Origin of the sequence: Parapedobacter defluvii, assembly GCF_014642075.1 — a bacterium.
GTDB classification, from domain to species: domain Bacteria; phylum Bacteroidota; class Bacteroidia; order Sphingobacteriales; family Sphingobacteriaceae; genus Parapedobacter; species Parapedobacter defluvii.
On sequence record NZ_BMIK01000002.1, the window covers coordinates 186,740 to 212,038 of the forward strand.

Sequence of the window (25,299 nt, forward strand, 5' to 3'; positions counted from 1 at the left end):
TGGAAGCGATGGATGTCCGTGTATTGCAGATTCACCCCAACGATAATGTGTTGGTTGCGTTGCAGGACCTGAAAGTGGGTGAAAGCGTCACCTTTGGTGGCAGAACCTATGTGTTGGTGGAAGATGTCGCTGCAAAGCATAAATTTTTTACGGATGACCTTCCAGCAGGCAGTGCGGTCATGATGTATGGCGTATTGGTGGGGCGTACATTGCACGATGTACGTGCAGGACAGTGGATGAATACGGCCAACGTAGCACATGCCGCAGAACCCTACGCTTACCGCCCATATCGATACCGTTGGGAGGCACCCGATGTTTCCAGGTTTAAAAACCGATCATTCATGGGGTATCACCGCAACGACGGGCGGGTAGGTACCGCCAATTATTGGTTGTTTATACCTACGGTGTTCTGTGAAAACCGCAACCTGGATGTGATACGGGAGGCCATGCATCGTGAACTTGGGTATGCTGTTACCGATAAATACCGCGCCAAAACGCATATGCTCCGCGAACTGTACGAGCGGGGACAGAATGTGGCTTCGGCCGATTTAACGGTGAAGGAATCTGTTGTGCCTGTAGACCGCTTATTTAAGCAGGTGGATGGTATTAAGTTTCTTAACCATCAGGGAGGGTGCGGTGGAATCCGGCAGGATGCCGCCATACTGGGCAAATTGCTAGCTGCCTATGCCGACCACCCGAATGTAGCGGGGGTTACGGTACTCAGCCTCGGATGCCAGAATCTGCAGGTGCGTGATTTCTTGGATGATCTGTATGCATTGAATCCGAAATTTGATAAACCCCTGTTAATCTTTGAGCAGCAGCGGTCCCAAAGTGAAGAGCAACTGATTACCGATGCCATCCGTCAAACCTTTGTTGGCCTTATCGAGGCAGATAAGTGTGTGCGTAGTCCCGCACCCCTGAGTAAACTGACCCTGGGCGTCAAGTGTGGAGGAAGCGACGGATTCAGTGGCATATCGGCCAACCCGGCGGTTGGACATTGCGCCGATCTACTGGTAGCCCTCGGAGGAACGGTACTGTTGGCTGAATTTCCGGAGTTGTGCGGTGCCGAGCAGAACCTGATCGATCGTACGATCGATGCGCAAGCGGCTCACAAATTTATCCGATTGATGAAAGGATACAGCGAGGCTGCGGAACGGGTTGGCTCCGGTTTCCATATGAATCCTTCTCCCGGAAACATACGTGATGGATTGATCACAGACGCTATTAAAAGCAATGGGGCGGCCAAAAAAGGAGGAACCTCGCCAGTTGTTGATGTGTTGGATTATACCGAGCGGGCGACAAAACCGGGTTTGAATTTGGTATGTACGCCTGGAAACGACGTAGAAGCAACTACAGGGAAGGCAGCAAGCGGCGCCACGTTAATCCTGTTTACTACCGGATTGGGAACGCCTACCGGCAATCCCGTCTGTCCGGTGATCAAGGTGGCAACCAACAGCGTGCTTGCAGAACGAATGGCCGATATCATCGACATCGATTGCGGACCGGTTATAGACGGAAAGCGGACCATCCAGCAGATGGGTGAAGAAATTCTGGAGTATTGCATACGTGCAGCGTCAGGAGAAGTGGTGCCAAAGGCCGTACAACTTAATCAGGATGATTTTATTCCATGGAAACGAGGTGTTTCTTTGTAGGTACGGGGTTAGGGGTACGAGGTACGAGGTTAGAAATGCAGATACGGAAGACAAAGCAAAAATTAAATAAGTAATTGAAGGCCGAAAGTCGATAGCCGACAGCTGACAGCTGACAGCTGATAGCTAAAACTGGCAGCCGAAAGCAAAATGCGAAATGAAGAAATTTTTGGACGAGCATTTTCTGTTAAGTACAGGTACGGCTCAGATTTTATACCATGAGTATGCGGCAAAAATGCCCATCATCGATTATCATTGCCACTTGCCTCCGCATCAGATAGCTGAGAATACACAGTTCGACAATATCACACAGGTTTGGTTAAATGGCGATCATTACAAATGGAGGGCAATGCGGACAAATGGCGTCGATGAACGTTATATCACCGGAGAGGCGTCCGATCGCGAGAAGTTCCGGAAATGGGCCGAGACGGTACCCTATACCATGCGTAATCCCTTATACCATTGGACACACTTGGAACTTCAACGCTATTTCGGCATATCGGAACTGCTGAATCCAGATACCGCTGATCGCGTATTTGATGAAACCCGGGAGAGACTTCAATCTCCCGAGTACCGGGTGCGTGGGCTGCTGGAACGTATGAATGTGAAGGTTATCTGCACGACTGATGATCCGACGGATACGCTTGATTTCCATCAGCGACTCCGTGAGGAAGGTTATACAATTCCTGTCTTTCCTGCATTCCGTCCGGATGCGGGGATGAACCTGAGTGATTTGGGGAAATTTAGGACATATGTTAGCGCTTTAGAGCGGGTGTCTCATTGCTCTGTTTCGGATTTTGACAGCTATCTATACGCCTTAAAATCCCGGCATGACTTTTTCTCATCCATGGGCTGCTGTGTTTCCGATCACGGATTGGAAGAGATCTATGCAGAAGAGTATACCGATGAAGAGATTCCCCGCATTTTTGACAAAGCCTTGGCAGGAAATACCGTGTCGGATTTAGAGCACCGGAAATTTAAATCAGCGCTCCTTTTCTTATTTGCGCAGTGGGATGCAGAGAAAAATTGGGTACAACAGTATCACCTCGGAGCGTTGCGTAATAACAATTCGCGTATGATGAAAAACTTAGGTCCAGATACAGGTTGGGATTCCATCGGAGATTTCAGGCATGGGAGGGCACTCTCGAAATTTCTTGACAGGCTCGACAGCAAAAACCAATTGACAAAAACGATTCTCTATAACCTGAACCCGGCCGATAATGAATTGATGGCAACGATGATCGGAAATTTCAACGATGGATCGGTGGCGGGTAAAGTTCAGCTCGGATCGGCTTGGTGGTTCCTCGATCAAAAAGATGGAATGATCAAACAAATGAACGCGCTGTCCAATATGGGACTGTTAAGCCGCTTTGTGGGAATGTTGACGGATTCCCGGAGTTTTCTTTCTTTCCCCCGGCATGAATATTTCCGTCGGTTGCTGTGCGATTTATTTGGAACGGAAGTGGAAAGTGGAGAACTACCAAATGACCTGCCATGGATTGGGCAGATGATTCAGGACATTTGCTATCACAACGCAAACCGGTATTTTGGTTGGGAGCAGCGTCCGGCATAACGACGAAAACGATTTCGCAGAAAATCCAGCGCAAGGGCCGAGAAATTCGGCAAGTCTTGTTATATTTGGCTGGCGTAAACGTTTACGCGGTATAAATCTAATCATGTTAAAACTTATATAATGACTTCTAGCCAACGAGCCAGCAAGTACAGATGGACGGTTTGTTATTTGCTTTTTTTTGCTACCACAATCAACTATTTGGATAGACAGGTTCTTTCGCTGACATGGAAGGATTTCATCGTTCCTGAGTTTCATTGGCGGAATAATGACTATGGAAACATTACCGCGATCTTTTCATTGGTGTACGCAATTGGGATGTTATTTGCGGGACGGTTTGTAGACTGGTTAGATACCAAAAAGGGATTCTTGTGGGCCATTGGTATTTGGTCTGTGGGTGCTTGTTTGCATGCCTATTGCGGAATTGCCACAGCGGGGGTGCTCACGGGCAATTGGTTGGTCGGTTTCGAACAGGCAAAGGAGATTCTTGGTACGGTGGGGGATGTGGGAAGCATCATTTCGGTCAGCGTGTCCCTGTTTATTTTCGCCCGGATTGTGTTAGCAATCGGTGAAGCCGGAAACTTTCCTGCGGCCATTAAAGCTACGGCTGAATTTTTTCCGAAAAAGGACCGGGGATTTGCGACCAGTATTTTTAATGCCGGCTCAACGGTAGGGGCACTGGCTGCACCGGTAACCATCCCTTTCATCGCTGAAGCGTATGGCTGGGAAGCATCGTTCATCATTATTGGAGCACTCGGATTCATCTGGATGGGATTTTGGCTCTTTATGTATAAAAAGCCGCATGTACATCCCCGGGTCAATGCTGCTGAACTTGCCTATATCCAACAGGACGATGCTGAAATACCGTTAACCACGACCGATCAACCGGCCGAACGACGGAAGATGTCTTTTTTGCAGGCATTTGGGTACAGGCAAACGTGGGCTTTTGCGGTAGGTAAATTTATGACAGATGGCGTTTGGTGGTTTTTCCTGTTTTGGACACCGGCCTACCTCAGTTCGGTCTATAATTTGGATTCTACAGAAAGTGCATTGCATATATTTGTACTGTATGCGCTTACCTTGCTATCGATCATCGGTGGATGGTTACCTACGTATTTCGTGGAGAAGAAAGGGATGAATCCATATTCCGGTCGGATGAAATCGATGTTGATTTTTGCATTTTTCCCCTTATTGACCTTGCTTGCCCAGCCGCTTGGCCACATTTCAGTCTGGATCCCGGTGATCATCATTGGTATCGCCGCAGCGGCGCACCAGGCGTGGTCCGCTAATATTTTCTCGACAATCGGTGATATGTTTCCCCGGTCTAGCGTGGCCACCATTACCGGAATCGGGGGAATGGCGGGCGGTATAAGTTCATTCTTTATCAATAAAGGGTCTGGTGTGCTTTTCGATTATGCAGCCGATACAAACATGAAATTCATGGGCTTTGCCGGAATCGAGTCGGGATATTTTATTATTTTCTCCATTTGCTCGGTTTCCTACCTCATCGGCTGGCTCATTATGAAGTCACTCGTGCCGCATTATACACCGATAACGGATATCGATTAGTAGGAGCTGTCGGTACACTTGGTGCATGGACAATAATCATAAAAAAACCTTTAGCGTTTCGCTAAAGGTTTTTTTATGAAGAAAAATGAATGTTAGGTTACCAACGGCTTTTTTCCCGGCGTTTCCCGGAAAAGTCACGGAAACCACCGCCGTTTTCACGCTTGCGGCGGCCACCGTTGTCCGGTCCGTTGCGGAAAGAGCGATTTCGGCGCTCACTGCCGCCTCGGCTTTCGCTGCGCCCCTCGCCTGCGCTTTCAACGCGTACGGTACGGCCATTGAAATCCACATCCTGGAATCCACTGAATACTTTATCGACGGATGCATTTTCTACCTCGAAGAAGGTATAAACACCTTTCAGGTCGATCTTGCCGATGGCTTTTCCACTGATCCGGGTCGTATTGCAGATATATCCCAATATGTCGCCGCGGGTGAAGTCATCTACTGAACCGAGGTTGATGAACAAGCGTGTATAATCCGATTTGTAACCATCGCGCCCAAAGCGCTCCGTTTTACCCTTGCGGTCGAAATCGCCACGCCGTTCATTCGCATCGACGTTGAGATCAGGTGCGTTTTGGTAATATTCCAAAAACCGGTTGAATTCGAGCGATGCAAACCGCTTAATGATCTCTTCCTTGCTAAGGTCGGCAAAGCTTTCCATGATTTTCGGTAGATAAGGGTCGATGTGGTCGTCGTTGACCGATACCTGCTGAACCTTATTGATCATTGCAAACAGTTGGCTTTCGACAACCGCTTCACCCCTGGGGACATCCATTTTGATGAACGACTTGCCGATGACCTTCTCGATCTGACGGATCTTACCCAGTTCTTTCAGGTTTACCAATGAAAGTGAAATCCCTGTCTTGCCGGCGCGTGCCGTACGGCCACTCCGGTGCGTATAGTTTTCGATTTCATCGGGTAATGAATAATTGATGACGTGCGTTACGTCGTTTACGTCGATACCGCGTGCGGCCACATCGGTGGCAATGAGCAATTGTAAGGAGCGTTCACGGTAGCGTTTCATCACCTTGTCACGCTGCTGCTGCGACAGGTCGCCGTGAAGTGAATCGGCATTGTAGCCGTCTTTAATAAGGGCCTCGGCAATTTCCTGTGTTTCAACCTTGGTACGGCAGAATACGATACCGAAGATTTCGGGATTGGAATCCACGATACGCTTGAATGCTGCGTATTTGTCGCGGGCACGGATCACGTAATAATGGTGCTCGATGTTGGCGTTTCCGCTGTTTTTGGTGCCTACGGTCAGCTCATACGGATCGGTCATGTAATTCTTTGCGATCCGGCGCACTTCGGCGGGCATGGTGGCTGAAAACAGCCAGGTTTTTTTCTCGTCCGGGGTAGTGGACAGGATATTGTTGATGTCCTCCTGAAAGCCCATGTTGAGCATTTCGTCGGCTTCATCCAACACAACATACCGTACATGAGAGAAATCGATGGCATCGCGGCCGATGATGTCGAGCATGCGGCCTGGAGTGGCTACAACAATATGCACGCCTCGACGGATCTGCCGCAACTGGTCACTGATACTCGCACCGCCGTAAACGGCGACTACATGTACATTCGGAATGTTCTTGGCAAATTTTTCGATGTCTTTGGAAATCTGCAAACACAACTCACGCGTAGGGCAAAGAATCAATGCCTGCGGGTGCTTCTGCGAAAAATCCAACAATTCTAACAATGGCAAGCCAAACGCTGCGGTTTTGCCGGTGCCTGTTTGGGCTAATCCGACAAAATCGTTGCTGCCTGTCAAAAGTACGGGAACGGCTTGTTCCTGAATGGGAGTGGGTTTCTCGAAACCTAACTCTGTGATGGCATTAACAATATCATGACGGATCCCCAGTTCAACAAATGGGTTCATGAATATTATGTATACAATAGGCACTATTGCCTAAGGCGGTGCAAAGATACGGTTAAATTATTGAAATTCAAATAGAGAAGTGAAAAGTGATTGAAAGTAAAAAAATCAAAAGTGAATGAGCGCTAAATGAGAAAGCGAAAGCCGATCTGATGACGCAGATCGGCTTTTTGACTTTTAGTTTTTAACTTAATATAGCGTAAACTCTACCCTGCGGTTTTGCTGGCGGCCTGCCGCGGTATTGTTGCTGGCAATGGGTTGAGTAGGTCCATAGCCGGTGGCTTCAATACGCGATGGGTTGGCACCTCTGCTGACCAAGTAGGCTTTTACAGCCTCAGCACGTTCTTTGGAAAGGCGCATATTCGTCTGCATGGAACCGGTATTATCCGTGTGTCCAGCTAGTTTGAGGCTGAAGTTTTTCTCGATCAGTAACGCGGCAACCTTGTTCAGGCTGGCATGTGAGGTTGAGCGGATCGTGGCTTTACCTAAATCAAATTCCAGGTTCTGGATTGCTTCGTCTACTACTCTTCGGTCTTCGTCAGTTACCGTGATTTGCTGTACAACCGGAGCCTTAGGCTCTGGCAGCGGACATCCCGCTCCGTCTACCTTTGTTTTTTCGGGAGTATCCGGGCATTTATCATACCGATTAGCTACCCCGTCCCCATCGTCATCGGCGAGGTCTGCATAAAGCCGTTCAAGCTGTGATTTCAGTTTTTCATTTTCTGCTTTCTGTGCTTCTACCGCTGCCTTTTGAGCAACCAGCTCATCGTACTGTGCGGTGTACTCTTTCTGCATGGCCGATACCGGGTTGCTATTCGCCAAGAAGGGTTTGCTGCGGTCGCCTAATGCAAATTCTACACCCAAATGGGCGTAAGAAAATATGTCTTTGGATCCACCGCCACGGACGCCATCAAAATTTGTTGACTGCACTAAATTAAGGCGGTAGCCCAAATCAATGGCGATATCGTTGGCAACCGCAAATTTCAATCCCACGCCACCCGGAACAAAAAGCTCCGTAGTTTGCTCATAAGAATTGGTAGCGCCGTTGATGTTCGCCGACGGTTCGAAGCCCATCGCTCCCAAACCAACATTCAAATACGGTTTGATAATACCTTCATGGTACCGCCAATTGATGTTGGCCAGCGTGACGTTAGCCGACAAAGCCGCAGACCATGGTAACTTGGTTTCAAAGGTGTTGTCATTGTCTTTGTACGCACCCGCTACCTTGCCGCCAATGTATTCGGCCTGAATACCGAAGCCCGGCAAAATTTGTCTTTTTACATACACACCATATCCCAAATTGCTTTTCACCTGGTCAAACTTGCGGCGTATACCGATTAGATTGGATTGGTCCAGCAATCCGACATGTACGCCAACGGACCAGGTACGGTATTCGGTTTCAGGGGCGAAAGGTTTGACTTCATTCAGGGCGGGAGCCTGTGCAACCAACTGTGTTACAGATAGGATACCTGCTGCGGCAAGAAATCCTGTTTTGGTAAGATTCATTCTCATTCGTCGTAAAGTAATTGTTTGATCGTTTATTTTGAATTGTGTAGCAATTAACGAGCCATTTTTGCCCGGAATGGCAGATAACTGAAAAGGTTATCCCTAAACAGCTGCGTGTACCCTTGTATTTTATGCCGGCCATTTTCCGCAGGTACACGGTACCTCATGTGGTGACAGCGTTGCCCATCCATTGGAAATACAGGCAATTTTGCCTAAGTTTGCGCGAATATTAAACACATCTGTTTCAATGACAAGTAGGGAAATCCGTGCAGCCTTTTTGGCTTTTTTCAAAAATAAAGACCACCATATCGTACCTTCCGCACCGGTTGTTGTCAAGAATGATCCAACATTGATGTTTACCAATGCGGGGATGAACCAATTCAAGGACATTTTTCTGGGTGAGGCCCGCGCACATTTCCCCCGTATAGCGGATACCCAACGTTGCTTGCGTGTTTCGGGAAAACACAACGATTTGGAAGAAGTGGGAATCGACACCTATCACCACACCTTATTCGAAATGCTGGGAAACTGGAGTTTCGGTGATTATTTCAAAAAAGAAGCCATCGCCTGGAGCTGGGAATTGCTTACGGAGGTGTATAAACTGGATAAAGATAGGCTTTACGTAACGATTTTCGAGGGAGATGAGGCTGACGGGCTGTCTAGGGATGAGGATGCCTATGCCTACTGGAAGACCATTATTCCGGAAGACCGTATCTTATTGGGCAACAAGAAGGATAATTTTTGGGAAATGGGAGATACAGGGCCCTGTGGGCCTTGTTCTGAAATACATGTGGACTGCCGTCCGGATACGGAACGGACTGTGGTGGACGGGAAAACACTGGTTAATGCCGATCATCCACAGGTAATTGAAATCTGGAACCTGGTATTCATGCAGTTTAATCGTCAGAAAGATGGCTCATTGAATCCACTCCCCGCGAAGCATGTGGATACGGGCATGGGGTTTGAACGGCTGGTACGCGTAATCCAGGGCAAAACGTCTAACTACGATACCGATGTTTTTCAACCGATTATCGGCTATATCGCCGATAGAGCTGGGATACCCTATGGACAGGATGAAAAGACGGATATTGCCATGCGTGTGCTGGCTGATCACATCCGTGCCATCAGCTTCACGATTGCCGACGGGCAGTTGCCATCGAACAATAAGGCGGGGTACGTAATCCGACGGATTCTGAGGCGTGCTGTACGCTATGCCTACACATTTCTTCATTTTAAGGAGCCATTCCTCCACGAGCTGGTTCCGTTGCTGGCGAAACAGTTTGAAGGGGTCTTTGACGAGTTGAAGTCTCAGCAGGATTTTGTTCAGAAAGTGGTTCTCGAGGAAGAGCAGTCTTTCCTGCGTACGTTGGTTACAGGTGTTCAGCGTTTTGAGAATTATGTAAAGGAAAAGCAAGCAATTACGGGCGATTTTGCTTTCGAATTGTATGATACATTCGGTTTTCCCATAGATCTGACCGAATTGCTGGCGAGAGAAAAGGGATTGAAGGTAGACATGCGGGGGTTCCAGCAGGCGCTGGCTGCGCAGAAGGACCGTTCAAGGGCCGCTACGGTGATCGATACCGATGATTGGGTGGTATTGCATGAAAGCGAGACAGTGGATTTTGTGGGATATGACCGATTGGAATGTGAAACCGAGGTACTCAAATACCGAAAGATCAAGGCAAAGGGCAGGGAACAGTATCAATTGGTACTGTCTGTCACACCGTTTTACGCGGAAGGTGGCGGGCAGGCGGGCGATACCGGTACGTTGGTTTCTCAGGAGACCGGCGAACGGATCGTTATTACCGACACCAAAAAGGAAAATGGGCTTATCGTGCATTACGCGCAAGTGATTCCGGCGGAGTTGCAGGGGATTTTTGTGGCCAAAGTTGATGCTCAAAAACGGCGTGATACAGAAGGAAACCATTCGGCTACGCACTTGCTTCATGCTGCGTTGAAGCAGGTACTAGGCAATCATGTGAACCAAAAGGGATCGTTGGTCAATGCCGATTACCTCCGTTTCGATTTTTCACATTTTGCGAAGGTGAGCGATGAAGAGCTTTTACAGATTGAACGTATTGTAAACGAGAAAGTACGGGAAAATATTCCACTGAAAGAAGAACGGGATATACCCTTCCAGACGGCAATCGATACCGGGGTGACGGCTTTGTTCGGTGAAAAATACGGAGACCGTGTCCGGGTAATCACATTTGACGACGGTTTTTCCAAAGAGTTATGCGGAGGCACACATGTACGGGCAACCGGGCAGATCGGTTTTTTTAAAATCATAGCCGAAAGTGCAGTGGCTGCCGGCGTGCGGCGGATCGAGGCAATTACCGGAAGCGCCGCCGAGCGGTTCGTCGAGGAACAGACATCCATCGTTAATAGGTTCAGGGAACTGCTTAACAGTCCCAAGGACTTTGTGTCGGCTTTGGACCGGTTGCTGGAAGAAAATAGCGTATTGAAAAAGGAAGTAGAACGTGCCATAACGGAAAAAGCACTGAAACTGAAAGAGGAATTAGCTGCGAAAGCCTTCCATGTGAACGGTATTACTTTCATAGCCGAGCAGGTAGACTTACCTAATAACGAGGCCGTGAAGACCCTGGCTTATGCGCTGAAAGGGGCGGTTGAAAACCTGTTTCTTGTGCTGGCCGCTGAAATTAACGGCAAACCTTCGCTCACCGTGGTTATTTCTGATAATCTGGTTAAAGATAAGGGCTGGAATGCAGGTGCCGTGGTGCGGGAACTCGCTAAAGAGATACAAGGCGGCGGCGGCGGACAGGCCTTTTATGCTACGGCAGGAGGTAAGGATGCCAGTGGCCTGTATCGGGCATTGACCAAGGCACGGGATTTTGTGGATGGATAAATGGCAAGTTTAAGGATTAATAACGGTTTCGAATGAAAAGAATCGCTGTAATAACCGGATTTTTAGTATACTTGTTGCCGGCCTGTACCGATAACGAGCAGTTCACGATCGAGGGAGAGATCAGTAATGCCGGAAATACACACACTGTATCGTTGTATGAAGCGGATCGGAAATTGGATTCCGTGTTTTTGAACGAACAGGGTAGGTTTGTATTGCGGCGTACGGCTTCCCACCCCAGGCTGCTCACATTGCAGGCGGGTACCAAAAAATATCATCTGATTCTACAGAATGGCGACCGTGTCACGTTCCATGCCGATCTGATGTCGGATGGGAACGATTACGAAATTTCCGGTTCGCCATTGTCCGAAAAGATACAGCATTTTGCTAGTACGATTGCTGAGAAAGAACAGTTTGAGGCAGAATTGGAATCTTCGTTTGCCAGCCAGGCTGCCCGATTGGATGACGCAGCACTGATGAATCTGAGGGAGCAGTTTATGCAAAAATACCGGCAGCACATGAAAAGTTACACAGATGCGGCCGTACGGTTTGCAAATGAACACGATGACCTGGCCGGCTTTTACGCAATGAGTACGCTGGATAAGGAAGTGGCTGAAACGGAGCTGGTAGCCTATGCAGACCGGATAGCGGGGCGGTGGGATGATAATGTGCAGGTACGGCAATTTATAGACGAAATGGCGCGTCTGAAACGACTGGCTATCGGCCAGCCGGCGCCTGATTTTGAATCGTTAACCCCCAACAATCAACGGGTCAAATTGTCTGACTTTCGCGGGAAATATACATTAGTGGATTTTTGGGCCTCCTGGTGTGGACCCTGCCGGCAGGAAAACCCGAATATCGTAAAGCAATACCATACATATAAGGATAAAGGGTTTACCATATTGGGGGTATCGCTTGATGACAATCCCGGCTCCTGGATGCGTGCCATCAAGGACGATGGATTGGAATGGACTCAGGTTTCGGACTTGCAGCAATGGGGTAGCGAAGTGGTGGGCTTGTACCGCATACAGGCTATTCCGACCTCCTATCTCCTTGATCCGAAGGGGATTATTGTTGCTAAGAACCTGCGGGGTGCTGAGTTGGAAGCTTTTTTAAAGAAAACATTGGATTAGTGCATATTCTGTGTTAATAGCATGTGTGGTTTAACGATTTATTAATCTTGATTTAACGGTGATTTGTCATTAAGTACATACTTTAGCAAAAAAAAACACGATGAGCACTGCAAAACAAAAGATCTTGGTGGTCGACGATGAACCCGATATTGTGGAACTGATTGCATATAATCTCAAACGGGAAGGATATCAGGTACACACCGCGTCCAATGGACAGGAAGCTGTGACGACGGCCAAGAAGATCATGCCTGATCTGATTATCCTGGATGTAATGATGCCCAAAATGGATGGAATAGAGGCTTGCCGAATCATGCGGGCTATGCCGGAATTCAAAAGTACGTTCATGGTGTTTCTTACCGCACGCAGTGAGGAATATTCGGAGATAGCAGGATTCAATGTCGGTGCGGACGATTACATTGCTAAGCCCATCAAACCCCGTGCATTGCTGAGCCGTATCAATGCCATTCTGAGACGGAACGCCCCAACGGATGAAATTCCGAATGAGAAGCTGGAAATTTCAGATTTGGTGATCGATCGGGAAGCTTTTTTGGTATTCAGAAACGGCGAAAAGATAGTGCTGGCCAAAAAGGAATTTGAATTACTTTATCTGTTAGCTTCTAAACCGGGCAAAGTTTATACCCGCGAGGTAATTTTAAAGAATATCTGGGAAGACTCGGTAGTGGTCACCAACCGGACCATTGACGTACACATCCGCAAATTGCGCGAAAAAATAGGTGAAAATTACGTCTCCACCGTAAAAGGTGTGGGGTATAAATTTGAGGCCTAAATCCGGAACGCATCATACGCCGATTTATTAAGGGGGCAATGGCTGGTTTTAGCGGCCTGATTTGCGGTTTCCAAAAGCTTTCCGCTATGGATCAGATGCTGGAGCTTTTCGATGTCGTCGGCAAAAATCCGGTCGCGATCCGCAAAGGGAACCTCTGTTCTTACCAGCGTATGGCAAGCTTCCAATACCGCTGATGACCTGAGGGGACGACGAAATTCCAGGGCCTGTGCCGCATACAACAATTCGATGGCCAGAATGTATTCGAGGTTGTCAAGAACGCTATTCAATTTACGGGCACCGATCGCGCCCATCGATACGTGATCTTCCTGACCCAGAGACGTCGGAATACTATCCGCACTTGCCGGAAAACACAATGTTTTATTTTCAGATACCAATGCAGCTGATGTATACTGTGGTACCATGAAACCCGAGTGAAGGCCTGCATTCGGTATCAGCAGCTTGGGAAGACCATACCGGCCTTCGATGATGAGATAACTCCGGCGATCCGAAATATTACCCAGCTCCGCGGCACCGACAGTGGCATAATCAATGGCTAGGGCCAAGGGCTGGCCATGGAAATTACCGCCGCTGATGGCTTCATGCGGGCCCAATACGATGGGATTATCGGTGACGGCATTGATTTCGATTTCGGTGAGCTCTTTGAGATGCAGCCAAGCCGTCCGTGAAGCCCCATGCACCTGGGGCATACACCTCAATGAGTATGGATCCTGTACACGTCCGCAATCGGGATGGGAATTGGCAATCTCGGATGTATGGAGCAATTCCCACAGGCGATGAGCGACTAACTGATTGCCCGGAAACGGCCGGATTTCGTGTAGGCGTGAATCAAATGGTTTGTAAGAGCCCATCAGTCCTTCCAACGACATCGCTCCGATCAGATCGGCTACTTCCAGTGCGTTGTACATCCGGTGTAAGGCGTGCACAGCGTAGGCTGCTATGAACTGAGTGCCATTGATGAGTGCCAATCCTTCTTTGGGGCCAAGCTGAAGTGGAGACATCCCATAGGCCTTCAGTGCCACGTCGGCGGGTATGATGCCCCCTTTGTAATACACGTTGCCCAGTCCGATGAGCGGCAAAAACAGGTGGGAAAGCGGGGCAAGATCACCGGATGCACCAACCGAACCCCGGGAAGGCACAACGGGGATGAGATCCTGTTCAGCCATCCAGATAATGCGTTCCAATGTACGTAGTTGCACACCGGAATACCCTTGGGCTAGCGCCTGCGCTTTGATAATCATCATCGTTTTAGCAACGCTGGCCGGAATGGGGTTGCCAACGCCAACTGCATGGCTCTGCAGCAGATTGTATTGCAGTTGGGGTGTATCTTCGGCGGAAATGATGGTATCGCATAAAGGGCCGAATCCTGTGTTGATGCCGTATACGACATCGTTGTGGGATACCATGCTTTTTACAAACGCTTCGGATTGATCCACTTTATGCCGTGACTTGGCAGAAAGTGTTCCCTGAAGGAGGCCCCGTGTGAGCCCTATAACCGATCCTATCGTAAGTTTGTCAGTACCGTACCGAAAATTCTTCATGTATGCAACAGGTTATTCGGCAATTCGCTTAGAAAACGCAGATTATCTATGAATTTGTACAATAATCGGAACTATTCAGTAATTCCGCAATAGAAAATCCTTTTTTTTGGCAATGTGACAAACTTTTTAACTTTACCCCGTATGTCTATATTCCGCTTCAAACAATTTGCAGTTGATCAGACCGGAAGTACCATGAAGATTAATACCGATGGTGTATTGCTGGGGGCTGTCGCCTTTGCGACAAATCCCGTTCGCATCCTCGATATAGGTACGGGTACAGGCGTGATCGCCTTGATGCTGGCACAACGGTTTCCCGGGGCGACGGTAGCCGCCATCGAAATGGATGCAACAGCGGCCAGGCTGGCGGGCAAGAATTTTATCAGATCCGTTTTCGCGGAGCGCATTTCTGCTCAGGAGGTGGCACTGGCAGATTTCCAGCCGGAGAAACCTTTTGATCTCATCGTATCCAATCCGCCCTTTTTTCTGCATGCGCTTAAAAACCGCGATCGGCGGAAACAGGTATCACGGCATACCAACGTGTTATTTTACTCCCAGTTGCTGGAGCGGGCGGCTATGTGGCTGGAAGAAAAGGGGAGCCTTCAGCTTATACTCCCGGTTTCTTTGGCGGAATGGATCGAACAACGGGCAACCGGTGAGTACGGGATGGTCGTGCAAGGACGGCTAGCTATCCGTTCGTTTGTATCCCAACCTCCGATCCGCCGCATCGTAGCCATAGGCAAACTTCCGTCAGCGCTCCCTGCACTTACCGGCGATTTGGTGATTTACGAAGACAAAGGCATATACAGTCCTGCATACCGGGCATTGCTGAAAGACTTTTTTGTGGCGTTCTAAGAATCCTTATATTCGCCTTTATATGACCAGGATCGGATTGCTTTCGGATACACACGGTTACTTGGATGAGGCCGTATTCAACTATTTTGAGTCGTGCGACGAAATATGGCATGCGGGAGATTTCGGAAATATTGCCGTGGCAGATACACTTGCGGCCTTTAAACCCTTAAAGGGGGTATATGGGAACATAGACGGTAAAGATATCCGGGCTGTGTATCCCGAACACCTGCGTTTCGATTGCGAAGCCGTGGATGTCTGGATGACCCACATCGGTGGTTACCCTAATCACTACAGCCCCCAGGTGCGCAAAGCCATCCAATTGAACCCTCCAAAGCTCTTTATTTGCGGGCATTCGCATATTCTCAAGGTGATGTACGATCAAAAGTTACAGTGTTTACACCTCAACCCCGGAGCCGCGGGAAAACAGGGGTGGCACAAAGTCCGTACGCTTTTACGTTTTAGCATCGACGATAAGCGTATTGAAAACCTGGAAGTGATAGAATTGAGAGGCAATTAATTTTTTATTTACACTAAGTTTTTATGATTTACTTGCTTAAATGGCATTTTTGGCTATTTTTGTCCGAAATTTTAAAATATAAAATACACTAACTAAAACGGACTCTATGACGAAAGTGACCACGTTGGGCCAGTTCATTATTGAAAAGCAGGCAGACTTTCCGTATGCGAAGGGTGAATTGTCAAGGCTTTTGCGCGATATCGGTATTGCCGCAAAAATTGTAAACAGGGAGGTAAACAAAGCCGGGCTTGTCGATATACTCGGGGATAACGGTACCACCAATATTCAGGGAGAAGGCCAGAAGAAGCTCGACGTGTATGCAGATGAGCAATTCATCTCAGCTTTGCGTAGTGGCGGCGAATGCTGTCTGGTTGCCTCTGAGGAACACGATGATTGTATTTTTATCGATTCACATGTATCGCAAGATGCCAAATATATCGTTTGTATCGATCCATTGGATGGTTCTTCGAACATTGATGTCAATGTTTCTGTCGGTACCATTTTTTCCATATACAGACGCATGAATCCGGTGGGACCCGTACGGCCCGAGGAAGTGCTTCAAAAAGGAACTTGTCAGGTTGCGGCGGGCTATGTGGTGTATGGTTCTTCCACGATGCTGGTTTATACCACAGGCAAGGGGGTGAACGGCTTCACACTCGATCCCTCGATCGGTGAGTTTTGTCTTTCACATCCCAATATGCGGATACCGCTTGATGGGACGATTTATTCGATTAACGAAGGAAACTACGTGAAATTTCCACAGGGGGTAAAAGATTACATCAAATATTGCCAGGTAGAAGAGAAGGAGACCAACCGGCCTTTTACTTCCCGGTATATCGGATCAATGGTGGCCGATGTACATCGCAATTTGATCAAAGGCGGGGTTTTTCTGTATCCCACTACGTCATCCCATCCCCAAGGCAAATTGCGCTTGATGTACGAATGCAATCCATTGGCTTTCATCGTCGAGCAGGCAGGTGGGAAAGCAACCGATGGGTATCGCCGGATCCTGGATATCCAACCCCGGAATCTCCATGAGCGCACACCGATTTTTATCGGTAGTACAGCAATGGTGGAAAAAGTGGAGGAGTTTATACAGTTAGAGGCTGTCCCGCACTTCCAGTAGGAAGGCTTTCAGGCGCTGGAGTGAGTCAATCACCCGTTGGTTTTCCCGCGCTTCACTTTTGTTGTCCCGCAGATAATCTCTCGCCCCCTGCAATGTGTATCCTTTATCTTTGACCAAATTGAAGATGATTTTCAGATTGGCAATGTCGTCCGGCGTAAACAGGCGGTTGCCTTTCTTATTCTTCTTGGGTTGAAGAATATCGAACTCACGTTCGTAAAACCGTATTTGGGACGCATTGACGCCAAACATGGCCGTCACTTCCCCCATGGTGTAATAGAGTTTGTTGATTTCGCGCTCTTTGTAAGGCATATAACGAACCAGATTAATGCACCTTGTATTGCAAAGATACGATTACCCTTGGAATATCCTAAGGCTATCAATCAAACGACTGATTTTCCTGGGAAGCAGCTTCTAGAATCGCTACATATTCTGCGGGTGAAAGATCATTATAGATGAAATTTATGGGATTCACCGGTTTGCTGTTTTTATGCACTTCGTAATGTACATGAGGGCCTGTGGAAATTCCCGTGTTGCCCACGTAACCGATCAGGTCACCTCGTTTTACCTGTTGACCCACCCGTACAGCGAACCGGTTCATATGGCCGTATAGCGTTTTATAGCTGTAGCCATGATTGATGATTATCCGCTGTCCATATCCGCTATCCATTCCCACCGCTTCGACCTTTCCATTTCCGGTTGCGTAAATCGGAGTACCTACGGGTGCCGCAAAATCGATTCCCGCGTGCATTTTCCGGATTTTATATACCGGGTGTATCCGGATCCCGAAACCTGATACACCAACCTGTCCTTTCCGGCTGTCTACGGGTTGGATGGCTGGTATGCTTGCCATCATTTCCGCTTTGGATTTAGCCATTTCCGTCAGCTCATCGTACGATTTCGATTGTATATACAGTGCCTTGGTTATGTAATCGAGTTTTTTGGCCGTTTCAACCATCAAATCTGAATTGCTGAAGTGTTCCAGGCTTTTATATCGGTTAATGCCGCCAAATCCCGCTTTGCGGATATCAGGATCGATGGGGTCTGCTTCAAAAATGACCCGGTAAATATGATCGTCGCGGCGCTGCATGCTTTCGAGGGAAGCATCGATCTGTTTCATGCGTTCCTGCATCAGGTTGTATTGAAGCGCCATTTGGTCCATTTCCCGCTGCATCTGTTTTTCTTTGGGCGAGTCAAAAAATGTGAAACCCACATAGAAAAGAAAAATGGCACAAGCGAAGGAACTGGTCAGGAAGCCGATAATTCGTAAAACCCAGGTCTTGGTGCTTGTTTTTATTTTCTCATATTTCAGCGTATGAGAATTATAATGATACTTTGTTTTCGCCATTAGCGCTGTATTTGATTCACTTCAGTTCACAGTTCAGACTGACTTCGATACTGCGGTCGCCAATTAGTTGAAAACAAACTTATATAAAATTGCCTTTATGTACAAAATTAAAATCAGCTAGCTGACCATGGATAAAAACAGGGCTATTTTTTCTTTGAGTTGCCGACGGTCGACAATAAAGTCCAAAAACCCATGTTCCAGCAAAAACTCGGAAGTCTGAAACCCTTTAGGTAAGTCCTTTTTGATGGTTTCCTTAATGACACGGGGGCCGGCAAAACCAATCAGTGCTCCCGGTTCGGCAATGTTGATGTCGCCAAGCATGGCGTAAGAAGCGGTTACCCCGCCGGTTGTCGGATCCGTCAGCAGGCAGATGTAAGGTAATTTAGCTTCGTTAAGCAGCGCAAGTTTGGCAGAGGTCTTGGCCATCTGCATCAATGAAAATGCAGCCTCCATCATACGGGCACCTCCCGATTTGGATATCAGCATGAACGGAGTCCGATGTTGTAAGCAATAGTCGATAGACCGGGCGATTTTTTCGCCCACGACCGATCCCATGGAACCGCCGATGAACGTAAAATCCATGCATGCCAGCACCAAATCACGGCCCTGTACCTTGCCACGGGCACAGCGGATCGCATCGTTCAATCCGGTTTTGGCATAGCTTTCTTCCAGTCGTTCCGTATACTTCTTGGTGTCTTCAAAATGCAGGGGATCTCCCGATCTCAGATTGGCAAATAGCTCGGTAAACTGATTGTCATCAAATAGGATGGAAAAGTATGCTGCCGATCCGATGCGGAGGTGATAACCGCAATACTGGCATACATATTTATTTTCGATCTGCTCAATATTCAGCAACGGTTTTTTGCAGGAAGGGCATTTATTCCAAAGACCGTCGGGCGCTTCCTTTTTATGCTCGGTAGCCGTACTGATTCCGGCCTTTTCACGTCTAAACCAACTCATGCAAATTGTTGTTATGGGGTGCAAACTTAGATAAACTTGCGGGGATATGCAAGCGTCGCCATACACTTGTTAGTAACCGGTAACTACAAATAAAATATGGGCAAGCTCCTTTTATCGCACCGCTACAACCCAATACCCTTGCTGTGTTCCCACCCTGGGGGATTCTCGGGGAGCTGGTCGTAAAAGACTTACCCATGCCACAAAGGTAGGGAAAAAGTGAAGAAAACCAATAAGATTATGAAAGAATTCGATACATCTTACCCGGCAATGCAGCGAGGATGCCTTTCATTTCCATTTCAAGCAGTGTGATGGCTAGTTTGCTCTGTGGCCATTGCAACCGTCGTGAGAGCTCATCCACCGCCATCTGTCCCATGGCCTGAATGGTGTCAAATACCTGCTGTTCAGTCCTGTCCATTGAAATATGAAGAGGGAGTTGTTTGGGCTGGGCAGGCGTTTCGTCGATTTCCCAGTTCATAAGATATTCCAGGTCCTTCGCACCGGTAATCAGGTGTGCACGGTTGGTTTTGATGAGGTAATTGCATCCTGCGGAAAATTCCTGATTCAGGTTTCCCGGAAATGCACATACGTCGCGGTTGTAGGTGTTGGCAATTTCTGCGGTGATGAGTGCGCCACCGCGGGTAGCGGCCTCCACAACGATGGTCACATCGGCCAAGCCGGCAATGATGCGGTTGCGCATCGGAAAATTTTGTCTATCGGGATTGGTGCCGGATGGAAATTCGGTGAGTAATCCTCCCTGATCCAGCATTCTTGCTGCCATTTCGCGGTTAGCCGAGGGGTAGATCCGATCGAGACCGTGGCCCAGGACGCCTACAGTAGGTAAACCATAAGCGAGGGCGTTTTGGTGGGCATGACTATCAATACCGTATGCCAATCCGCTGATTACGCTGGTGTGGTAGGGTTGAAGGTCCCTGATCAGTTCGCTGCAGATTGCTTTTCCATAGGAAGTGGCGTTTCGTGTGCCGACGATACTGATGATACGTGGTGCGTTAAGATCTGCGTTTCCTTTATAATAAAGCAATAATGGCGCGTCAGGGCATTCCGTGAGGCGTTTGGGATAATGCTTTTCATTCCAAAAAAGTACTTTGATACGATGCTTTTCGATGAATTGAAGTTCGTTCTCTGCGTCGCGTAATACCCGCGTTTCTAAAATGGCAGTGGCCAATCGGCTTCCGATTCCCGGGATGGTCATAAGTGCTTTCCGGGATGCAGAAAATACCGCTTCGGCATCCTGAAAATGATCCAGTAAATGACGGGCAATGACCGGTCCGACACCGTTTATTTTTGTTAATGCGATTTGGTGAAACAGGCTCATAGGAGGATACGAATGTAGAAAAAAAATACGATATTGTGTACATTTAAAATGAGATAGATCAATGGCTGAAGAACGACAACTCGAAGTATGGATGCGCGGTCCCATATCCGGTGTCCCGGCATTATTGCAGCCGGTGGCACATGCCCTGTTGCAGGTAAAAGAAGAAGTGGCCGTATACATGGAAGATTTTGATAACCGGTACCTATGGCAGCGCCCGGGTGGGAGGGCTGCTGTGGGCTTTCATTTACAGCATATGGATGGTGTGATCGAACGCATGTTTACCTATGCCAACAACCAGGCCTTATCGGAGGCGCAGTTTGCCCGTCTGCGCGCGGAAGGGATGGAAATGCCGGAAATAAGTGGTGCGGGGTTGGTAATTGCTTTACAGGAACGGGTAGATTGGGCCATTGGGCAGCTCAAACAGACGGATGAAAATCAATTGACCCATCCGCGGTACCTTGGCAGGAAACGTATCCCTACAACCTTGATCGGATTATTATTTCATGCGGCAGAACATACACAACGCCATTTGGGACAGTTGTTCGTGACCCTTAAACTGCTGCCTTTGCTCACATAGTGCATTCCCGCTTTGCTTAAACCGGAATGTACACCAGGTGTTTGGTTTCAAAAAAATCTTCGGCAAAATACTGGGATAATGGGTGGATTTCTGCGCGCACACGCGCTTCCCGTATTTCCTCGCGCAGATCGCCCCCTTTCAGGTATAAGATGCCATTGGGAATGGCATTTTTATCTTTCTTGAGGAATTTATTGCTAACCCAGGGGTAGAAGTCGGCCAAACGGGTAACGGCACGCGATACCACGAAATCGTATTTTTCATCCAGTTGTTCTGCCCGCATGTGGTAAGCCTCCATATTTTTCAATCCAATTGCTGTGGAAACTTCCCGCACAACCTTGATTTTCTTGCCAATGGAGTCGACAAGATGGAATGATAGTTCAGGGAATAAAATTGCCAATGGAATGCCCGGGAAGCCACCCCCTGTGCCGACATCCAGTACACGTGTGCCAGGAGTAAAATGGATAAACTTGGCAATACCGAGGGAATGCAATACATGGTGAAGGTAAAGACTATCCATATCTTTGCGTGAGACTACATTGATCTGCGCATTCCAGTGCGCATATAGGGTACCTAATTTCGCAAATTGTTCTCGTTGTATTTCGGAAAGCTTGGGGAAATAGTGGTAGATAATCTCGACACCCGGACTGAACATTACTTCCATTTTACGTCCTTCTTATAAAGTGCAGCAAAGCCATTGAGGCAGATATAGCAATAATAAACGAAGTCAAGCACCGGTAATCCCCATAACAGTCCCTTCACCTGCAATTTTTTCATGATGGGATAATAGACCAGGAGCTGCGCCAGCAGCCTGAAGAGATACATTCCGGCGACAACGTATCCGTATTGTGGGTAGGCGACAAGCGTTGCGGTGGCAAACACATAGAAAAGAAACGCGGTTACAAGCTGTGTGGCTAACATGCGTCGATGGGAGGGTTTGTACGCTTTGGAAGCCCCTGCATGCCGGGTTTTCTGCCGGGCATAGGCTGAAAATGTAGTTTTGGGTTCGCTCCACACCTGTGCTTCGGGGTGGATACAGATGACCGTATTATGCGGGGTAGCGTTCTGGTTCACGAATAGATCGTCGTCACCCGAGGCGATATGCATGTGGGCTGCAAATCCCTTTCCCCTGAAAAACAAGCTTTTGGTATAAGCGAGATTGCGCCCTACCCCCATGTATGCATTCTTCCGAAGTGCATAGGAAAGGTAGCTCATGGCGGTGTGAAATGTTTCAAAACGGATTAAAGCATTGAGAAATCCCGGTTTTTTCAGGTAAGGAGAATAACCGAGCACGATTTCCTCTCCGCCATCAAAGGAACTGCCCATGTGTTTGAGCCATTGGTCGGATTGCGGAATGCAATCGGCATCGGTAAAAACCATGTGTTCGTATTGAGCGGCTTTGATACCAAGCGTGACGGCAAACTTCTTGCCGTGCTTGAGGCGTACATGCTCGGCGATTTCGACTACTTTGAGGTACGGAGATTGCGCGCAAAGGTCCCGCAACAACCATTTGGTCTCATCTTCGGAGAAATCATTGACCAGGATCACTTCAAACGCAGGATAATCCTGCGCCAGGATATGTGGAAGGTTCCGCCGTAAATTTTCTTCCTCGTTACGGGCACAGATAATGACGGAAAGGGGGGGGAGCGAAGATTTAACCGGTAAGGACGGGATTTTGTAAAGTGCCAGTTTGCTGTAAACCGATAAAATGTAATACAATTGAAAGAGCAACAGTAACCCGCATATTCCCGATAACAGGATAAAAGCGTTCTCGGCTATTTGGCTGAATATGTCCATATACGTTGCCAAAGATAGTAGGTTAATTTGTTTTTCCTATTTTTGCGCAACATGAAATTTACCCTTCAGGCAACAGATAAACAGTGCAGGGCGCGTGCCGGTTTAATGGAGACCGCCCATGGCACCATCGAGACACCCATTTTTATGCCTGTAGGCACAGCAGGTACCGTAAAGGCGGTACATCAGCATGAATTGGTACACGATATCGGTGCGCAGATCATTCTCGGAAATACGTACCACCTTTACCTGCGGCCCGGACTGGATGTCCTGAACCGTGCGGGTGGCCTTCACCGGTTCAACGGTTGGGACAAACCGATATTAACCGACAGTGGAGGTTACCAGGTGTATTCGCTTACCGAAGTACGGAAAATCAAAGAAGAAGGAGTAACGTTCCGTTCGCATATTGATGGCTCGAAGCACCTTTTTACACCTGAAAATGTCATGGATACGCAGCGGATCATCGGCGCAGATATTGTAATGGCTTTTGATGAATGTACGCCGTATCCCTGTGACTATTCCTATGCAAAGCGCTCGTTGGATATGACCCATCGCTGGCTGAAACGCTGTTGCGAGCGGTTTGACCAAACGCAGCCGCTGTATGGTTACGAACAGACGCTTTTCCCCATCGTCCAGGGGTCGGTATACCCGGATCTGAGGGCACGGTCAGCGGAAACCATTGCATCCTTCGAACGCGACGGGAATGCCATCGGTGGCCTTTCTGTGGGCGAACCGGCCGAGGAAATGTATGCGATGACCGAATTGGTTTGTAACATACTTCCTACTGAAAAACCGCGTTATCTGATGGGAGTGGGTACACCGGTCAATATCCTGGAGAACATCGCCTTGGGTATCGATCTGTTTGACTGCGTAATGCCCACGCGGAATGCGCGCAATGGTATGCTGTTCACCAAAGAAGGGATTATTAATATCAAAAATAAGAAATGGGAGGCAGATTTTTCGCCGATTGATGCAACAAGTGATTTGCTGGCCGATCGGGTATATACCAAGGCTTATTTAAGGCATCTCATCCGGTCGCAGGAAATTCTTGGCGCACAGATTGCGTCGTTGCATAACCTTCATTTTTATCTTTGGTTGGTGGGAGAGGCGCGCAAACATATTTTGGCGGGTGATTTTCTTGCATGGAAAAATAAAATGGTGGTACAATTGGACGAAAGGTTATAGGGTATGATGAGGTGGCTGCAGTCTTCGTTTAATATTATTGATCGGTATATCATCCGGAAATACCTGAGTACGTTTGTATTTACGATGGCTATTTTTACTGTCGTAGCTGTGGTGTTTGACGTGTCTGAGCGGCTGGATGATTTTATGAAACACAAGGCCCCGCTCTCAAAAATTGTGTTTGAGTATTATGCCGGATTTGTTCCCTTTTACCTGAACATGCTGTCGCCGTTGATCAATTTTATTGCGGTTATCTTTTTTACGGCTAAAATGGCAGACCAAACCGAAATTGTACCGATTTTGAGTGGAGGGATGAGTTTCAATCGGTTCATACGTCCCTATATGGTTGCGGCCACCTTAATATTTGCCCTCAATTTCGCGTTCAGTGTATACATCATTCCCCGTACCAATAAGCTAAAAGTGGGTTTTGAGCGGATTTATGTAAAACCCGTCGCGAATAATACCAAAAGTTCCACCCACATGCAGATTGACGAAGATAGCTATGTGTACATTGATAATTTTGACAATAACCGGAAAATAGGGTACAATTTTGTGCTTGAAAAATTCAAGGAAGGGGAGATGACCGAAAAACTGATGGCAGACCGCATCACGTGGGATTCCATCAAAAATAACTGGCGGATTGAAAATTATACGATCCGCATGATCGATTCGCTAAAAGAGAAAATGGTAAAAGGTACCAGCATGGACACGCTGCTGGACATGTCGCCGGGAGATTTCGAAGTGTACGACAATATATTCACGGCTATGAAGATGACCGAACTGAACGATCGCATCGAAAAAGAGAAAATCAGAGGCACGGGCATGATGACCGATTTGCTACTGGAGAAATACAAACGCTTTGTCACGCCGTTGGCTGCCTATGTGCTTACACTGATGGGCGTGGCCCTATCGTCAAAGAAAGTACGTGGCGGAATCGGGCTATCGTTGGGTATCGGAATTGGATTAAGTTTCACCTACATTGTGTTTATCCAATTTTCGACCATGTTTTCGCTGAAAGGGGGGCTACCGCCTATCATTGCAGTTTTTATTCCTAATATCATTTTCGGTTTGTTAGCATTTTACCTCCTGCATAAAGCACCGAAATAAACC

The 25,299-nt window shown here is 47.9% G+C and carries 21 protein-coding genes and 1 other RNA gene; 12 read left to right on the forward strand and 10 right to left on the reverse strand.

The window, feature by feature from the left end; translation table 11 throughout:
- The first annotated feature begins 8 nt into the window (after positions 1-8).
- The 3 genes from IEX60_RS04595 (at position 9) to IEX60_RS04605 (ending at position 4,788) form a co-directional block, all read left to right on the forward strand.
- Positions 9-1,652, forward strand: a complete 1,644-nt coding sequence (locus tag IEX60_RS04595; RefSeq protein ID WP_188748632.1) for a UxaA family hydrolase — start codon at positions 9-11, stop codon at positions 1,650-1,652.
- 154 nt (positions 1,653-1,806) lie between these two features.
- The gene (gene uxaC / locus IEX60_RS04600; protein ID WP_188747921.1) at positions 1,807-3,222 is read left to right on the forward strand and encodes a glucuronate isomerase; all 1,416 of its coding nucleotides are present in this window, start codon (positions 1,807-1,809) and stop codon (positions 3,220-3,222) included.
- A 120-nt stretch (positions 3,223-3,342) separates the two neighbouring features.
- Positions 3,343-4,788 carry an MFS transporter gene (locus IEX60_RS04605; RefSeq protein WP_188747923.1) on the forward strand — a complete coding sequence of 482 codons (1,446 nt, stop codon included), beginning with the start codon at positions 3,343-3,345 and terminating at the stop codon, positions 4,786-4,788.
- A 97-nt stretch (positions 4,789-4,885) separates the two neighbouring features.
- Here the strand turns inward: IEX60_RS04605 and IEX60_RS04610 are convergent, their stop codons facing one another.
- On the reverse strand, positions 4,886-6,661 hold the full coding sequence (locus IEX60_RS04610) for a DEAD/DEAH box helicase (RefSeq protein WP_188747925.1): 1,776 nt from the start codon (positions 6,659-6,661) through the stop codon (positions 4,886-4,888).
- Positions 6,662-6,847: 186 nt separating this feature from the next.
- The gene (locus IEX60_RS04615; protein ID WP_188747927.1) at positions 6,848-8,170 is read right to left on the reverse strand and encodes an OmpA family protein; all 1,323 of its coding nucleotides are present in this window, start codon (positions 8,168-8,170) and stop codon (positions 6,848-6,850) included.
- 241 nt (positions 8,171-8,411) lie between these two features.
- On the opposite strand from IEX60_RS04615, the gene alaS reads away from it, so the two are divergent.
- From alaS to IEX60_RS04630, 3 genes are all read left to right on the forward strand, one after another.
- Positions 8,412-11,030, forward strand: coding sequence for an alanine--tRNA ligase (gene alaS / locus IEX60_RS04620; protein WP_188747928.1), 2,619 nt, complete (start codon positions 8,412-8,414; stop codon positions 11,028-11,030).
- Between the two features lie 32 nt (positions 11,031-11,062).
- Positions 11,063-12,160 carry a TlpA disulfide reductase family protein gene (locus tag IEX60_RS04625; RefSeq protein ID WP_188747930.1) on the forward strand — a complete coding sequence of 366 codons (1,098 nt, stop codon included), beginning with the start codon at positions 11,063-11,065 and terminating at the stop codon, positions 12,158-12,160.
- A 100-nt stretch (positions 12,161-12,260) separates the two neighbouring features.
- A complete protein-coding gene (locus IEX60_RS04630) occupies positions 12,261-12,947 on the forward strand; it encodes a response regulator transcription factor (protein ID WP_188747932.1) in 687 nt (228 codons plus the stop codon).
- Here IEX60_RS04630 and hutH read toward each other — a convergent pair.
- Entirely contained in the window at positions 12,944-14,506 is a 1,563-nt protein-coding gene (gene hutH / locus IEX60_RS04635) for a histidine ammonia-lyase (protein WP_188747935.1), read from the reverse strand. The two genes, IEX60_RS04630 and hutH, sit on opposite strands and share 4 nt — an antisense overlap.
- A 141-nt stretch (positions 14,507-14,647) precedes the next feature.
- On the opposite strand from hutH, the gene IEX60_RS04640 reads away from it, so the two are divergent.
- The 3 genes from IEX60_RS04640 (at position 14,648) to fbp (ending at position 17,001) form a co-directional block, all read left to right on the forward strand.
- Positions 14,648-15,358, forward strand: a complete 711-nt coding sequence (locus tag IEX60_RS04640; RefSeq protein WP_188747938.1) for a tRNA1(Val) (adenine(37)-N6)-methyltransferase — start codon at positions 14,648-14,650, stop codon at positions 15,356-15,358.
- A gap of 22 nt (positions 15,359-15,380) precedes the next feature.
- On the forward strand, positions 15,381-15,875 hold the full coding sequence (locus tag IEX60_RS04645; RefSeq protein WP_188747940.1) for a metallophosphoesterase family protein: 495 nt from the start codon (positions 15,381-15,383) through the stop codon (positions 15,873-15,875).
- Between the two features lie 106 nt (positions 15,876-15,981).
- Complete coding sequence (gene fbp / locus IEX60_RS04650) at positions 15,982-17,001, forward strand: class 1 fructose-bisphosphatase (RefSeq protein ID WP_188747943.1); 1,020 nt, start codon at positions 15,982-15,984, stop codon at positions 16,999-17,001.
- Here the strand turns inward: fbp and IEX60_RS04655 are convergent.
- The 5 genes from IEX60_RS04655 to dprA all read right to left on the reverse strand — a co-directional run bounded on the left by IEX60_RS04655 (position 16,975) and on the right by dprA (position 20,639).
- Positions 16,975-17,310 carry a MerR family transcriptional regulator gene (locus IEX60_RS04655; RefSeq protein ID WP_188747945.1) on the reverse strand — a complete coding sequence of 112 codons (336 nt, stop codon included), beginning with the start codon at positions 17,308-17,310 and terminating at the stop codon, positions 16,975-16,977. The two genes, fbp and IEX60_RS04655, sit on opposite strands and share 27 nt — an antisense overlap.
- 67 nt (positions 17,311-17,377) lie before the next feature.
- Positions 17,378-18,346, reverse strand: coding sequence for a M23 family metallopeptidase (locus IEX60_RS04660; protein ID WP_188747947.1), 969 nt, complete (start codon positions 18,344-18,346; stop codon positions 17,378-17,380).
- Positions 18,347-18,463: 117 nt separating this feature from the next.
- Positions 18,464-19,306, reverse strand: a complete 843-nt coding sequence (accD, locus tag IEX60_RS04665) for an acetyl-CoA carboxylase, carboxyltransferase subunit beta (RefSeq protein ID WP_188747949.1) — start codon at positions 19,304-19,306, stop codon at positions 18,464-18,466.
- Positions 19,307-19,401: 95 nt separating this feature from the next.
- An RNA gene (ffs, locus tag IEX60_RS04670) (signal recognition particle sRNA small type) lies at positions 19,402-19,500 on the reverse strand.
- A gap of 41 nt (positions 19,501-19,541) precedes the next feature.
- On the reverse strand, positions 19,542-20,639 hold the full coding sequence (dprA, locus tag IEX60_RS04675) for a DNA-processing protein DprA (protein ID WP_188747951.1): 1,098 nt from the start codon (positions 20,637-20,639) through the stop codon (positions 19,542-19,544).
- A 61-nt stretch (positions 20,640-20,700) separates the two neighbouring features.
- Here dprA and IEX60_RS04680 point away from each other — a divergent pair, with 61 nt between their 5' ends.
- The gene (locus IEX60_RS04680; RefSeq protein WP_188747953.1) at positions 20,701-21,216 is read left to right on the forward strand and encodes a DinB family protein; all 516 of its coding nucleotides are present in this window, start codon (positions 20,701-20,703) and stop codon (positions 21,214-21,216) included.
- Positions 21,217-21,232: 16 nt separating this feature from the next.
- Here IEX60_RS04680 and rsmG read toward each other — a convergent pair whose 3' ends face one another.
- Both rsmG and IEX60_RS04690 read right to left on the reverse strand, forming a co-directional pair.
- Positions 21,233-21,877 carry a 16S rRNA (guanine(527)-N(7))-methyltransferase RsmG gene (gene rsmG, locus IEX60_RS04685; protein ID WP_188747956.1) on the reverse strand — a complete coding sequence of 215 codons (645 nt, stop codon included), beginning with the start codon at positions 21,875-21,877 and terminating at the stop codon, positions 21,233-21,235.
- Entirely contained in the window at positions 21,868-23,010 is a 1,143-nt protein-coding gene (locus tag IEX60_RS04690) for a glycosyltransferase (RefSeq protein ID WP_188747958.1), read from the reverse strand. The genes rsmG and IEX60_RS04690 overlap by 10 nt, the downstream gene beginning before the upstream one ends.
- Positions 23,011-23,061: 51 nt before the next feature.
- On the opposite strand from IEX60_RS04690, the gene tgt reads away from it, so the two are divergent.
- The gene (tgt, locus tag IEX60_RS04695; protein WP_188747960.1) at positions 23,062-24,192 is read left to right on the forward strand and encodes a tRNA guanosine(34) transglycosylase Tgt; all 1,131 of its coding nucleotides are present in this window, start codon (positions 23,062-23,064) and stop codon (positions 24,190-24,192) included.
- A 6-nt stretch (positions 24,193-24,198) separates the two neighbouring features.
- On the forward strand, positions 24,199-25,296 hold the full coding sequence (locus tag IEX60_RS04700; protein ID WP_188748635.1) for an LptF/LptG family permease: 1,098 nt from the start codon (positions 24,199-24,201) through the stop codon (positions 25,294-25,296).
- The last annotated feature ends 3 nt before the right edge of the window (positions 25,297-25,299 follow it).